Here is a 12,825-nt window from a genome sequence, read left to right as displayed (position 1 = left end):
AGCTTGCTCGCGAAAATCGTCAACGATGACGATGTGCTATCAGGTGGCCCGTGTCGTCTGTGGGTTTTTCGCGAGCAAGCTCGCTCCTACGAGGAGGAGACATATCCGGAAAAATTGTTTAAAGGCTAGTTGGCGCTTCATCTCCTACCGTTTTTCTTCCAATCACAGAAGAGGACGAAGGAATGTCCAACCAGCAAAATGCGCGTCGGCTGCGTAAAGGGCGCTATTCAGAATCGGGCCGTATCTACTTGCTAACGGCCGTCACCCATCAACGGCAACATATTTTTCAAGACTGGCTTATCGGTCGCTTGCTGGTCCGCGAATTCAGAAAGGCTCAGGAAGACAAAGATGCAACGTCACTCGCCTGGGTGGTCATGCCCGACCATTTCCACTGGCTGGTGGAGTTGCACAGCGGCGATTTGCCCAGGCTCATGCAGCGAACCAAATCGCGAAGTGCCCGTGCAGTCAATAAGGCAAGACAGTCCTTCGGAGTGCTTTGGCAAAAAGGCTATTTCGACCGGGCTTTACGCCGTGAAGAAGACTTGAAGGCAATGGCTCGCTATATCGTCGCCAACCCGTTGCGCGCAGGCTTGGTCGAGCACATTGGCCAATACCCCCTATGGGACGCCATCTGGCTATAAGACACCTTCCCCTGTAGGAGCGAGCTTGCTCGCGAAGATCGTCAACGATAACGCAGCGCTATCAGGTAGCCCGTGGCGTCTATTCGGTTTTCGCGAGCAAGCTCGCTCCTACAGGGGTAGGCTTCAGCGATTGATCCTGGCATTCGTCAGCCAACCCCACAGGCTGAAAACAATGAAGCTGACAGCAATGGTCATCAGTAAATGGGGCCCGGTTTGCGCAAGCAGGGCGCTGCTGATGGCGGCGGTGAGGAACATGATGCTGTTACCCGCTGATACCGCCGTCCCCGCGCTGCTTGAAAACAACAACATCGCCGCCGAAATCGCAGCCGGGCGCACCAGGGTGACGGCCAGGGCGCTGATCAGCATCGGTATTAGCAGGGTCACGCTGGTGATGGCTTGCAGGCTGACGATCAGCGTTAACAACACACCAGCGACGAGCAACAAGCCGAGCCCGATATTGATCTGCCGGGACAGCGTGATGCGCTTTTGCAGATAAGAGGCCACCACGCCACCGAGCAGATAGGCCACGCCGTACACCATCAACACGAGCGCGTACTCGTATTCAGAGAGCTTCAGCGCGTCCATGAAAATCAGCGGTGTCACACTGATCAAGGCGAAATAGCAGGCGAACACCAGGGCTGCGATCCACCAGTAGCACAGAAAGTCGTGGTTGGCGGCGACGGCCTTGAGTGTGCCGATGATGGACACTGGCGCCCGATGCGCACTGGCGGATTTAGCAGGCAGGATGCACAGCGCATGGATCAACATGCCGGCTGCCATCAACGCAAAGCCGTAGAAGCTGCCTTGCCAGTCGAGCGTAGTTTGCAGCCAGGAGCCGATCAGCGGTGACAGCGCGACGAATGAGCCACTCAAGGTCATGTAATAGAGGCGCACGCGGGCGCGGTCTTGCTCTTCGAACAGGTCTTCCACCAGCGCGTGGCCCAACACGAAGAAACCACAGCCCATGGCCTGCACCGTGCGAAACAGCAGGAAAGTCAGGTAGTCCGGGGCCCATGCACAGCCCAGCGCACCGAAGATGGAGAGCATGATGCAGCCCAGCAGGACTTCCTTGCGTCCCCATTTATCCGACAGCGGGCCGGCGACCAGTTGCGAGATCGAAAACACCAGGGTGAACAGGCTGATGGACAGCGCGATGTCTGCGCTGGGTGTGTCGAACTGTGCGGACAGGGCGGGAAACGAAGGGAGCAGGATATTGATCGGGAAGAAACTGATCAGGGAGATGCAGGTGATGAGGATGAAGCGGGAGAGAGTGGGCCCAGACATTGTTTTTGTTTTCCGGAATAAAACCAGAAACCGATACTAGTCTGCGAAAAATGGAATTCAATCAATACCGCTGTAGGAGCCTTCTCGTATTGATGTGCGCCATCTTTGTAGGAGCGAGCTTGCTCGCGAAGATCGTCAACGATAACGCAGCGCTATCAGATAGCCCGTGGCGGCTATTCGTTCTTCGCGAGCAAGCTCGCTCCTACAGAGGGTTTGGTTTTAATCAGCTATTGGGTAGCAACCGGCACGTAATGCTCTTGATATACCGCGTCTCGGCAATCGCCGGGTGCACCGGGTGGTCCGGGCCCTGGCCGCCGCGTTCGAGCATCTGGATGTTGCGGTCCAGGTGGCGGGCGCTGGTCAGCAGGATGTTTTGCAGGTCGTCTTCCGGCAGGTGCATGGAGCACGAGGCGCTGACGAGGATGCCGTCCTTGCTGAGCAGGCGCATGGCTTGCTCGTTGAGGCGGCGGTAGGCGCCTTCGCCGTTTTTCATGTCTTTTTTGCGTTTGATGAAGGCCGGTGGGTCGGCGACGATCACGTCGAAGCGTTCTTCGCTGGCTTTCAGTTCCTTCAAGGCTTCGAACACGTCGCCTTCGATGCAGGTCATTTTCTCGGCAAAGCCGTTCAGCGCGGCGTTGCGCTCTACGCCGTCGAGGGCGAAGGCGGAGGCGTCGACGCAGAACACTTCACTGGCGCCAAAGGCCGCCGCTTGCACGCCCCAGCCGCCGATGTAGCTGTACAGGTCCAGTACGCGCTTGCCCTTGGCATACGGGGCCAGGCGGGCGCGGTTCATGCGGTGGTCGTAGAACCAGCCGGTTTTCTGGCCCTGGATCACCGGGGCTTCGAATTTCACGCCGTTTTCTTCCAGCGCCACCCACTCCGGTACCAGGCCGAATACGGTTTCGACGTAGCGGTTGAGGCCTTCGGCGTCACGCGCGGCGGAGTCGTTCTTGAACAGGATGCCGCTGGGCTTGAGCACTTGGGTCAGCGCGGCGATCACGTCTTCTTTATGGGCTTCCATGGTCGCCGAAGCGATCTGTACCACCAGGATGTCGCCGAAACGGTCGACCACCAGGCCCGGCAGCAGGTCGGAGTCACCGTAGACCAGGCGGTAGAACGGCTTGTCGAACAGGCGATCACGCAGGGACAGGGCCACGTTGAGGCGGTGTACCAGCAGCGACTTGTCCAGCGGCAACTTGATGTCGCGCGACAGCAGGCGGGCGCAGATCAGGTTGTTCGGGCTCATGGCCACGATGCCCAGGGTCTTGCCGCCGGCCGCTTCCAGGATAGCCTGGTCGCCTGCCTGGAAGCCGTGGAGTGGGGTGGCGGCCACGTCGATTTCGTTGCTGTAGACCCACAGGTGGCCGTTGCGCAAACGACGATCGGCGTTGGCTTTGAGACGCAGGCTTGGCAGGGACATGACGTCGCTCCGGAAAAAAGAGCGGGAGTATACCCTTTGCGCACTCTTTCATGTGGGAGCTGGCTTGCCTGCGATGCGGGCGACGCGGTGTATCAGACGTACGGTGGTGAGGCTATCGCAGGCAAGCCAGCTCCCACATTCGATCGGGTTTCAGTTGGGTTTTTGGGTGTCGGCCACGTCTGCATAAGGGGTAGAATTCGCGCCTAGCCCAGAGTGTGTACTTATGTCCCAAGAGCTTTCCCCCGAGCAGATCCAACAGGCCCTGCAAGGCATCAGCGTGCCGCCTCAACCGCAAATCATGGTGGATTTGCAGATGGAGCAGTACATGCCCGACCCGGACCTGGAAGTGATTGCGCGGCTGATCTCCCAGGACCCGGGCTTGTCCGGCGCGCTGCTCAAGATTGTCAATTCGCCGTATTACGGCCTGAGCAACAAAATCGCTTCGATCCAGCGTGCGGTGAACCTGCTGGGCAGCCGTTCGATCATCAATCTGATCAACGCGCAGTCGATCAAGGGTGAGATGTGCGACGACACCATCGTCACCCTCAACCGCTTCTGGGACACCGCCCAGGATGTGGCCATGACCTGCCTCACCCTGGCCAAGCGCACCGGTTCCCAGGCCGTGGACGAAGCCTATGCCTTGGGCCTGTTCCATGATTGTGGCGTGCCGCTGATGCTCAAGCGCTTCCCCAATTACATGGCGGTACTGGAAGAGGCCTACGCCAATGCCGGCCCGGATTGCCGCGTGGTCGACACCGAAAACAACGCGTTTCACACCAACCATGCGGTGGTCGGTTACTACACCGCCAAGTCCTGGCGCCTGCCGGAGCATGTGACCGACGCCATCGCCAATCACCACAACGCGCTGGCGATTTTCAGCGATGAGTCGTCGCGCAACCCACAGCTCAAGAACCTGCTGGCCATTTTGAAGATGGCCGAGCATATCTGTTCGTCCTATCGCGTACTGGGCAACCAGCCGGTGGATCATGAGTGGAATGCCATCGGCCATCTGGTGCTGGATTACGTGGGCCTGTCGGACTACGACTTCGAGAGCATGAAGTTGTCGATCCGCGAACTGGGCGCGCACTGACCCGTTATTCAAGAGGTACACATGCCCGAGTTACCAGAAGTCGAAACCACCCGCCGCGGGATTGCCCCGCACCTGGAAGGCCAGCGCGTCAGCCGCGTGGTGGTGCGTGAGCGGCGCCTGCGCTGGCCGATTCCGGAGGACCTGGATGTGCGCCTGTCGGGGCAGCGCATCGTGCTGGTGGAGCGCCGGGCCAAGTACCTGTTGATCAATGCCGAAGTGGGCACCTTGATCAGCCACCTGGGCATGTCGGGCAACTTGCGCCTGGTAGAAGTCGGCATGCCGGCGGCCAAGCATGAACATGTGGATATCGAGCTGGAATCGGGCATGGCCCTGCGCTACACCGACCCGCGGCGCTTCGGCGCGATGCTCTGGAGCCACGACCCGCACAACCATGAGTTGCTGATGCGGCTGGGGCCGGAGCCGTTGACCGACTTGTTTGATGGTGAGCGCTTGTTCCAGCTGTCTCGCGGCAAGTCGATGGCGGTGAAACCGTTCATCATGGACAACGCGGTGGTGGTGGGCGTGGGCAATATCTATGCGACAGAGGCGCTGTTTGCCGCGGGGATTGACCCGCGCCGCGCCGCTGGGGGTATTTCACGCGGGCGTTATTTGAAGCTGGCGATTGAGATCAAGCGCGTACTGGCCGCTGCCATCGAGCGGGGCGGTACCACGTTGCGGGACTTTATCGGCGGCGATGGGCAGCCGGGGTATTTCCAGCAAGAACTGTTCGTGTATGGCCGGGGCGGCGAGGCTTGCAAGGCCTGCGGCACTGAGCTGCGCAATGTGGTACTGGGGCAGCGGGCGAGTGTGTTTTGCCCTAGGTGTCAGAGCTGATTAGTGGGTGAGGGCTGATATTGCTATCGCAGGCAAGCCAGCTCCCACCTTTGGATATGTAAATACATTCAATTGTGGGAGCTGGCTTGCCTGCGATGACGCCCTTGCAGGCACCGAAAATCTTCAGGCCTTACCGGTAATCTTGCGGTACTTCTCCATCAACTGCTCTTCAGTCTCAGGGTGTGCCTCATCCAGCGGAATGCAATCGACCGGGCATACCTGCTGGCACTGCGGTTCGTCGTAGTGACCGACGCACTGAGTGCACAGGTTAGGGTCGATAACATAGATCTCTTCGCCCTGGGAAATGGCGGCGTTCGGGCACTCGGGTTCGCAGACGTCGCAGTTGATGCAATCGTCGGTGATGATCAGGGACATGGAAACTCCTGCCAGGGCACTCTGCCAAGGCATCTGAAAACTAATGCGCGCAATTGTGCCGCATTGGCGCCCGCAGTGCGAGCAGGCACCGACCGGGCAACCTTACTTCTTGAAGCGTAGCGTCAGCGCATCGGCCACGGCTGGATGGACGAACTTGGTGATATCTCCGCCCAAAGCGGCGATTTCACGAACCAACGTCGAGGAAATGAACGAATAACGCTCCGACGGCGTGAGGAACAGGCTTTCCACGTCCGGCGCCAATTGGCGGTTCATGTTGGCCAGCTGGAATTCGTATTCGAAGTCCGACACCGCACGCAGGCCACGCAGGAACACATTGGCGTTCTGCTCCTTGGCGAAATGCGCCAGCAATGTCGAAAAGCCCACTACTTCCACATTCGGCAGGTGCTTGGTGACCTCTTGCGCCAGCTCCACACGTTGTTCCAGGGGAAACAGCGGGTTTTTCTTGGGGCTGGCCGCGACCGCGATGATCACATGGTCGAACAGGCGAGAGGCGCGTTCGACCAGATCGCCATGGCCTTTGGTAATCGGGTCGAAGGTACCTGGGTACAACACTCGGTTCATCGCGTCGTCCTGGCGGAGTCCGTTGGGGAACCGGATGGTATCGCAGCATTACCGGTGGGCCAAGTCGACTTATGTAGATAGATACCGTGAATACCCTGTCTTTTCATGCCGTTTTCAGACGTTCGGCCAATGCGCTCGCCAGTTGCGCGGTCAACCCATACACCGACAATTGCGGGTTGGCCCCAATGCTGGTGGGGAACAGCGAGCCGTCGTGGATCGACAGATTGCGCAACTGATGGTGGCGACCCAGGCTGTCGGCCACGGCATTTTTCGGGTCTTCACCCATGGCACAACCACCCATCACGTGGGCACTGCCCAGGGTAGTGCGATGCAGTTCCAGGTTCAGACCGTCGATCACGCTGCGCGCTTCGGCCAGGTTGTTCACAAAGCGCGCGTCGTGATGCAAGGGCTTGACCGATTTGGCCCCCGCCGCGAACTGAATCTCGGCCATGCTGTGGAAGGCCCGGCGCAGGCCGTCCCAGGCGTAGGGCGAGACCTGATAGTCGAGCACTGGTGTGCCGTCACCGCGTAACTCCACGGTGCCGCCTGGGCTGTCGGGGTGAAAACCGTCGCGCAGCAGGGCGAGCATGGCGTGGGTGTGGGGTAATTGGTTCATGTCCAAGGCGTTCTGCTTGCCGTAGCCACCGAACAAGGTGCTTGCCAGGCCTGGGTGCAAGGGTGGTGCTTCCAGTTTGTAGGACATTTTGCCGGTAGTGCCGTCCTGCCATTGGAAATGGTCGGAGTAGATGGATTGCGGCGCGCCGTAGAAGGGGTTGATCACCTCGTCGAACAGCCCGGCGGAGAAATTGACCAGGTGCAGGAAGGTGCGCTTGCCCAACCGCGAGTGCGGGTCGGGTGCGTCCGAGCGCATCAGCAGGGCCGGGCTGTTGATGCCGCCGCCCGCCAGCACATAGTGCTTGGCTTTCACGCTGATCTTGCGCCCGGTGGGCGCTACGCAGCGCTTGTCCATGGCCACGCATTCAAGGCTGCTGATGGTGTCGCCGCTGTAGATGAGCCGCTCGGCGCGGGCCAGGTAAAGCAGTTCGCCGCCCTTTTCCAGGGTGGACGGGATGGTCGTCACCAGCATCGACTGCTTGGCGTTGACCGGGCAGCCCATGCCGCAATACCCCAGGTTGAAGCAGCCGCGCACATTGCGCGGGATCACATGCCAGCTGTAGCCGAGCTTTTCGCAACCTTTGCGGATCACATCGTTATTGGCATTCGGCGGCAGCGCCCACGGCGCGATGCCCAGGCGCTGTTCCATTTTTTCGAACCAGGGCGCCATTTCGGCGCTGCTGTGGCCTTTGACCGCATATTCGCTGGCCCAATGCGAGAGGGTGGCATCGGGGGTGCGAAAGCTGGAGGTCCAGTTGATCAAGGTAGTACCGCCCACGGCCCGGCCCTGCAGGATGGTGATAGCGCCGTCCTTGCTCATCCGCCCGATGCCTTCCTGGTAAAGGCTGGCGTAGGCTTCGTCTTCCAGCAGCTTGAAGTCGCTGCTGGTCTTGAGCGGGCCTTCTTCGATCAGCAACACTTTGTAGCCGGCGGCGCTGAGGATTTCAGCGGTGGTACCGCCCCCGGCGCCGCTGCCGATGATGGCGACATCCGCTTCCAGGGTCAGGTCGTTATCCAGGGCGGCGCCATTGTGGGTTTTCCAGCCACGGGCCAGGCCGTCGCGGAACAGATCGGGTACGGGCATAGGTGTGCACTCTTATTCTTGTAGGAAGATGCAATCTTGGAGGATTGCCCAGGTTAGATCTTCGGCGGGCCGGGGTAGCCGCAATGGGCCCAGGACTCGGGCCGGAAGTACCAGGCCATGACCACCAGCTTGAGCAGCGAGCCCTGGCCCATGCGCAAAAGGTTCAGGTAGCTGTTTTCCCAGCGGTGCAGGAAATTGCGGATCTGCTCACTGCTGGCATTTTCCCAACTGCCCCATATTCCGGTCAGCGGGCCGCGGGTGATGCCCATGCCGAGCACGTCGAATAATTGCTGGGTGAGCTTGAACATCTCGGGCGACAAGTGCTGCAGGCTGTAGTCGAGCTTTTTCAGGGTGTCCTCAATGCCGGCAAGCACTTGCTCGGCGCTGGCCGCGCCTTCCAGCAGCACCGGGATCACCGCCCGCAAGAACGGCAAGTCGCTGGTGCGCAACATCGCAAAGCCGCTGGCCGGCGTACTGCTGGAGCAACCGCTGAGGCTGGCGCCCAGCCCGGCGGTGGCGAGGAAGGCGCTGGCACACAGGCCGATTTTCAAGACGCCGCGCCGTGACAGCGCGGGTGAATCAGTCAGGCTGGGGTTCATTGTTTTTATTGTCCCGAAGGTGGCGGTTATCAGCGGATAAACAGCTTCTGGATCAGCTTCTGGATCGACTTGCCATAGGGCGGGTAGATCAACTTCGCCGCGTTCAGGCGCTGTTTGACCAGCACACCCTTGGCCTTGCTGAACGTCAGGAAACCTTCGTGACCGTGGTAATGGCCCATGCCCGACGGGCCGATGCCACCGAACGGCATATCGTCCTGGGCGACGTGCAGCAAGGTGTCGTTCAGGCACACACCGCCGGAATGGGTTTCGTGGAGCACCCGCGCTTGTTCGCCTTTGTTGTAGCCGAAGTAATACAAGGCCAGTGGGCGTGGGCGTTGGTTGATGTAGGCAAAGGCTTGGTCAAGGCCGCGATACGGCACGATGGGCAAGAGTGGGCCGAAGATTTCGTCCTGCATCACGGTCATGTCGTCGCTGACATTCAACAGCAGGCTGTGGGCCATTCGCCGCGCCTGGCCGTGCTCGTACAGCGGGATCAGGGTGGCGCCTTTGTCGGTGGCGTCCTTGGCGTAGGCATTGAGCCGGGCCAGTTGGCGTTCGTTGATGATGGCGGTGTAGTCCGGGTTGTCGGCCAGCGTCGGGTAAAACCCACGTACGGCCTTGGAATAGGCCTCGACAAAGGCCTCCACGCGATCTTCCGGTACCAGCACATAATCCGGTGCCACGCAGGTTTGCCCGGCGTTCAAGGTTTTGCCGAAGGCGATGCGTTCGGCGGCGTCCTTGAGTGGCACATCGGCCGAGACAATGGCTGGCGATTTGCCGCCCAGCTCCAGGGTCACTGGGGTGAGGTTTTCGGCTGCCGCACGCATCACGTGCTTGCCTATGCTGGTAGCGCCGGTGAACAGCAGGTGATCGAAGCGCAACTTGGAAAAGGCCATGCCCACGTCAGCTTCGCCCAACACCACGCACACCAGGTCCTCGGGGAAGATCTTGGCCAGCAAGGCCTTGAGCAGTTCACCGGTGGCCGGCGTGGACTCGCTGAGCTTGAGCATCACCCGGTTACCGGCCGCCAACGCCCCCACCAACGGGCCGATTGCCAGGTACAGTGGGTAGTTCCATGGCACGATGACGCCGACGACGCCCAGCGGCTGGTAAATGACTTTGGCTGACGCAGGCTGGAAGGCAATGCCTACAGCGCGGCGGGACGGTTTCATCCAGCCCTTGAGGTGTTTGCTGGCGTAGTGAATGCCATCCAGGCTGGGCATCAATTCGGCGAACAGGGTTTCGTCGGCGCTGCGATGGCTGAAGTCCTGGCTGATCGCCGTGATCAGTGCCTGGCGTTCGTCGCTCAGCAGATCCCGCAGGGCCTTGAGCCATTGCTGGCGCTGCCCGGCCGGCGGCATCGGGTTGGCGGCATAGGCGCGGCGTTGGGCGTCGAACAGGTCCTGGAGTTGATCCAGCGCCTGGGAATCTTGCAGGTAGGCAACGTTGGCAGACATGGCGCGGCACCGATTGTTATTGGTCTGCCTGGATTTTTAGAGTCATTGCTCTAAATTGTCAAATAACATTGCAGTAACATCCAGATTTATCCTGGCCGGGTTAGGCCGTAAGATGCCCCATCCCGTGTATAGAAGCTGATCCCCTATGGCACCACGAGTAAAGACCAGCGAGCGCATTGTGCAAACCAGCCTGGAGCTTTTTAACCAGCAGGGCGAGCGCAGTGTCAGTACCAACCACATTGCCGCCCACATGGAAATTTCCCCGGGCAACCTGTACTACCACTTCCCTAACAAGCAGGCGATCATCGCCGTGCTGTTCCGCGAATATGAAGCGTTGGTAGACAGTTTCCTGCGCCCACCTCAAGGGCGGGGGATGCTGGTGGAAGACAAGCGTTTTTACCTGCAAGCCGTATTGGCCGGCATGTGGCGTTATCGCTTCCTGCACCGCGACCTCGAACACCTGCTGGAGAGCGACCCGGAATTGGCGACCGGTTACCGGCGTTTTTCCCAGCGTTGCCTGATCCAGGGCGGCGCCATCTACCAAGGCTTTGTCGACGCGGGCATTCTCAATATGGACCCGGTGCAAACCGAAGCCCTGACCCTCAATGCCTGGATTATCCTCACTTCGTGGGTGCGCTTTTTGTGCACCACCAATGAAAAATCCACCCACCTGAGCGCCGAGGCGATCAAGCGTGGGGTCTATCAGGTGCTGGTGCTGGAGGCGGGGTTTGTCACGCCGCAGGCCAAAGAGGCGGTGGACGCCTTGTTCAAAGAGTTTTACGTGCCGTTGAATCAGGCACTGGAAGAAGTGAAGTAAGACCTTTCCCCTTTGTATTCACAGGAGTCAGTCATGCCGCTTGCCCAACTGATCAGCCCCCAGCAATTGGCCGAGCGCCAACAGTCGAGCGGGTGGGTGATCCTGGATTGCCGCTTTGCCCTGGAAGACCCGGACTACGGTTTGTGCAGTTACGCCGAAGGGCATATCGAGGGCGCGCAATACGCTGACTTGGAGCGCCACCTGAGCGGCCCGGTGACCAAAGGCGTGACCGGTCGTCATCCTTTGCCGGCAGCGGACACGTTCGCCAGGCAACTGCGGGCCTGGGGCATCAGCGCCGATACCGATGTAGTGCTGTATGACGACGGCCCCGGTGCCTACGCCGCCCGTGCCTGGTGGTTGCTGGCCTGGTTGGGCAAGCGTGATGGCGTGTTTATTCTCGATGGTGGCCTCAAGGCCTGGCATGCCGCTGGTTTCCCCCTGAGCCTGGACGCGCCTGTGGTTGAGCCAGGTACCTTCGTCGGTACGCCGGATCATCGCCTGTTGCTGGATGCCGAACACCTGCAAAAACGCCTGGGCCAACCGGGCCTGACCTTGATCGACGCCCGCGCCCAGCCGCGCTTTCGTGGCGAAGTGGAGCCCATCGACCCGATTGCCGGGCATATCCCCGGCGCGCAGTGCGCAGCGTTCAGTGAAAACCTGGGCAGCGACGGCCGCTTCCTGCCGGCCGAGCAGCTCAAGCAGCGCTTTGCCGCGCAGTTGCAAGGGCGCCCGGCGCATGAATTGGTGGCGTATTGCGGGTCTGGGGTGACGGCGTGCCATAACCTGTTTGCGTTGAGCCTGGCGGGGTACCCGTTGGGCAAGTTGTATGCGGGGTCGTGGAGTGAATGGATTACTGATCCTGCTCGGGAAATAGCAACGGGCGACTAAACGATCGGTGTGAACACTTGCTCAAAATGTGGGAGCTGGCTTGCCTGCGATAGCGGAGTGTCAGCCACCTCAACATTGGCTGGCCCACCGCTATCGCAGGCAAGCCAGCTCCCACACTATTGACCGTACTGGGTCTGAAGCCACTGCGGGATCCGGCGTTCCAGGTAGTAACCAGGACGCTTCAGCGAACCCTCCACAAACCCCACATGCCCACCCTTGGCCAGCAACTCGAACTCGGTGCAGTCCGACAGCTCACTGGCGTCAGGCAAGCTGTGCGCAAACACAAACGGGTCGTCGGCTGCCTGGATAATCAGCGTGGGTGTACGGATATCGCCCAGGTAATAACGGCTCGAGGCGCGGCGATAGTAGTCTTCGGCACTGATGAAACCGTGCAGCGGCGCGGTTACCCTCCCGTCGAAGTCCCAGAACGTGCGCATCTTTTCCAGGGAGCCAAGGGCCTCCAGGGTTTTGAGCCCATCCTCACGACCGTCCTGCAGGAATTGGCGCTGCTTGACGCGGATATACGCGAGCATCTCGCGCATGAAGTGCTTCTGATACACCCGCGAGAACCCCAGGCCGATGCGATCGGCGCATTGATCCAGGCGAAACGGCACCGACACCGCCGCCGCGCCCTGCAAGCCCGACGCCTGGCCGGTTTCCCCCAAATGCTTGAGCAGCACATTGCCGCCCAGGGAATAACCCACCGCGTACAGAGGCGCCAACGGCCGCTTGGCGCGCAGATGAGCAATCGCCGCCGCCAGGTCTTCGCTGGCGCCGGAGTGATAACTGCGAGCCAGCAGGTTGGGTTCGCCCGAGCAACCACGCCAGTTCAGCGCAGCGCTGGCCCAGCCTTGGGCGGCCAGGACTTTTTGCAGGCCCGCCACGTAAGGCGAATTGGACGAGCCAGTCAGCCCATGCAGCACCAGCACCAAGGGCGCTTGCACGTCATGCGGCCCGTGCCAGTCAAGATCTAGGAAGTCGCCGTCGTCCAGCCACAGGCGCTCGCGCTCGCGTTCGATGTGGGTGGTCGGCCGCCACAGCGGCCCCCACAGTGTCTGCAAGTGGGGGTTACCGAGGCCGAACGCTGGTTTGAAGCGGTCTGTCGATGGAATCATGAATTACCCGCTGCCGTGTAGGCG

General features: G+C 60.4%; 13 protein-coding genes. 5 read left to right on the top strand and 8 right to left on the bottom strand.

The genetic code is table 11. From position 1 onward, the window contains the following. Nucleotides 1-182: 182 nt before the first annotated feature. Nucleotides 183-641, top strand: a complete 459-nt coding sequence (locus HU731_RS14110; RefSeq protein ID WP_186607257.1) for an REP-associated tyrosine transposase — start codon at nt 183-185, stop codon at nt 639-641. 123 nt (nt 642-764) lie between these two features. Here the strand turns inward: HU731_RS14110 and HU731_RS14105 are convergent, their stop codons facing one another. After that, a complete protein-coding gene (locus tag HU731_RS14105) occupies nt 765-1,925 on the bottom strand; it encodes an MFS transporter (RefSeq protein ID WP_186607258.1) in 1,161 nt (386 codons plus the stop codon). A 223-nt stretch (nt 1,926-2,148) separates the two neighbouring features. Beyond that, nucleotides 2,149-3,345, bottom strand: a complete 1,197-nt coding sequence (locus HU731_RS14100) for a class I SAM-dependent rRNA methyltransferase (protein WP_003195152.1) — start codon at nt 3,343-3,345, stop codon at nt 2,149-2,151. A gap of 277 nt (nt 3,346-3,622) precedes the next feature. On the opposite strand from HU731_RS14100, the gene HU731_RS14095 reads away from it, so the two are divergent. Beyond that, entirely contained in the window at nt 3,623-4,435 is an 813-nt protein-coding gene (locus HU731_RS14095) for an HDOD domain-containing protein (protein ID WP_177342985.1), read from the top strand. Nucleotides 4,436-4,456: 21 nt separating this feature from the next. Then, nucleotides 4,457-5,269 (top strand): bifunctional DNA-formamidopyrimidine glycosylase/DNA-(apurinic or apyrimidinic site) lyase, encoded by an 813-nt coding sequence (mutM, locus tag HU731_RS14090; RefSeq protein ID WP_186607259.1) that lies wholly within the window; start codon nt 4,457-4,459, stop codon nt 5,267-5,269. A 123-nt stretch (nt 5,270-5,392) separates the two neighbouring features. On the opposite strand, the gene HU731_RS14085 is transcribed toward mutM, so the two are convergent. The 5 genes from HU731_RS14085 to HU731_RS14065 form a co-directional block, all read right to left on the bottom strand. Beyond that, nucleotides 5,393-5,644 (bottom strand): YfhL family 4Fe-4S dicluster ferredoxin, encoded by a 252-nt coding sequence (locus HU731_RS14085; protein ID WP_003195146.1) that lies wholly within the window; start codon nt 5,642-5,644, stop codon nt 5,393-5,395. 102 nt (nt 5,645-5,746) lie between these two features. Further along, on the bottom strand, nt 5,747-6,226 hold the full coding sequence (gene coaD, locus HU731_RS14080) for a pantetheine-phosphate adenylyltransferase (protein ID WP_003195136.1): 480 nt from the start codon (nt 6,224-6,226) through the stop codon (nt 5,747-5,749). Nucleotides 6,227-6,329: 103 nt separating this feature from the next. Then, nucleotides 6,330-7,925 carry a GMC family oxidoreductase gene (locus tag HU731_RS14075; protein ID WP_186607260.1) on the bottom strand — a complete coding sequence of 532 codons (1,596 nt, stop codon included), beginning with the start codon at nt 7,923-7,925 and terminating at the stop codon, nt 6,330-6,332. Between the two features lie 53 nt (nt 7,926-7,978). Beyond that, nucleotides 7,979-8,524, bottom strand: coding sequence for a twin-arginine translocation pathway signal protein (locus tag HU731_RS14070; protein ID WP_186607261.1), 546 nt, complete (start codon nt 8,522-8,524; stop codon nt 7,979-7,981). 29 nt (nt 8,525-8,553) lie between these two features. After that, nucleotides 8,554-9,981, bottom strand: coding sequence for a coniferyl aldehyde dehydrogenase (locus HU731_RS14065; RefSeq protein ID WP_186607262.1), 1,428 nt, complete (start codon nt 9,979-9,981; stop codon nt 8,554-8,556). Between the two features lie 145 nt (nt 9,982-10,126). Between HU731_RS14065 and HU731_RS14060 the strand changes: the two genes are divergently transcribed. Next, on the top strand, nt 10,127-10,798 hold the full coding sequence (locus tag HU731_RS14060) for a TetR/AcrR family transcriptional regulator (protein WP_032894689.1): 672 nt from the start codon (nt 10,127-10,129) through the stop codon (nt 10,796-10,798). Nucleotides 10,799-10,831: 33 nt separating this feature from the next. After that, nucleotides 10,832-11,686: a sulfurtransferase gene (locus HU731_RS14055; RefSeq protein WP_186607263.1), complete on the top strand. Its 855-nt coding sequence runs from the start codon at nt 10,832-10,834 to the stop codon at nt 11,684-11,686. A gap of 116 nt (nt 11,687-11,802) precedes the next feature. Here HU731_RS14055 and HU731_RS14050 read toward each other — a convergent pair whose 3' ends face one another. Beyond that, nucleotides 11,803-12,801, bottom strand: a complete 999-nt coding sequence (locus HU731_RS14050; protein WP_186607264.1) for a hydrolase — start codon at nt 12,799-12,801, stop codon at nt 11,803-11,805. Nucleotides 12,802-12,825: the final 24 nt, after the last annotated feature.

This window comes from Pseudomonas salmasensis, assembly GCF_014268375.2.
GTDB classification, from domain to species: domain Bacteria; phylum Pseudomonadota; class Gammaproteobacteria; order Pseudomonadales; family Pseudomonadaceae; genus Aquipseudomonas; species Aquipseudomonas salmasensis.
This window is presented reverse-complemented; position numbering and strand designations above follow the sequence as displayed.

Bases quoted from the DNA above. Each gene is read 5' to 3' on its own strand.
- HU731_RS14110 (WP_186607257.1), top strand. From the start codon at position 183: ATGTCCAACCAGCAAAATGCGCGTCGGCTGCGTAAAGGGCGCTATTCA.
- HU731_RS14105 (WP_186607258.1), bottom strand. From the start codon at position 1,925: ATGTCTGGGCCCACTCTCTCCCGCTTCATCCTCATCACCTGCATCTCC.
- HU731_RS14100 (WP_003195152.1), bottom strand. From the start codon at position 3,345: ATGTCCCTGCCAAGCCTGCGTCTCAAAGCCAACGCCGATCGTCGTTTG.
- mutM (WP_186607259.1), top strand. From the start codon at position 4,457: ATGCCCGAGTTACCAGAAGTCGAAACCACCCGCCGCGGGATTGCCCCG.
- HU731_RS14085 (WP_003195146.1), bottom strand. From the start codon at position 5,644: ATGTCCCTGATCATCACCGACGATTGCATCAACTGCGACGTCTGCGAA.
- coaD (WP_003195136.1), bottom strand. From the start codon at position 6,226: ATGAACCGAGTGTTGTACCCAGGTACCTTCGACCCGATTACCAAAGGC.
- HU731_RS14075 (WP_186607260.1), bottom strand. From the start codon at position 7,925: ATGCCCGTACCCGATCTGTTCCGCGACGGCCTGGCCCGTGGCTGGAAA.
- HU731_RS14070 (WP_186607261.1), bottom strand. From the start codon at position 8,524: ATGAACCCCAGCCTGACTGATTCACCCGCGCTGTCACGGCGCGGCGTC.
- HU731_RS14065 (WP_186607262.1), bottom strand. From the start codon at position 9,981: ATGTCTGCCAACGTTGCCTACCTGCAAGATTCCCAGGCGCTGGATCAA.
- HU731_RS14060 (WP_032894689.1), top strand. From the start codon at position 10,127: ATGGCACCACGAGTAAAGACCAGCGAGCGCATTGTGCAAACCAGCCTG.
- HU731_RS14055 (WP_186607263.1), top strand. From the start codon at position 10,832: ATGCCGCTTGCCCAACTGATCAGCCCCCAGCAATTGGCCGAGCGCCAA.
- HU731_RS14050 (WP_186607264.1), bottom strand. From the start codon at position 12,801: ATGATTCCATCGACAGACCGCTTCAAACCAGCGTTCGGCCTCGGTAAC.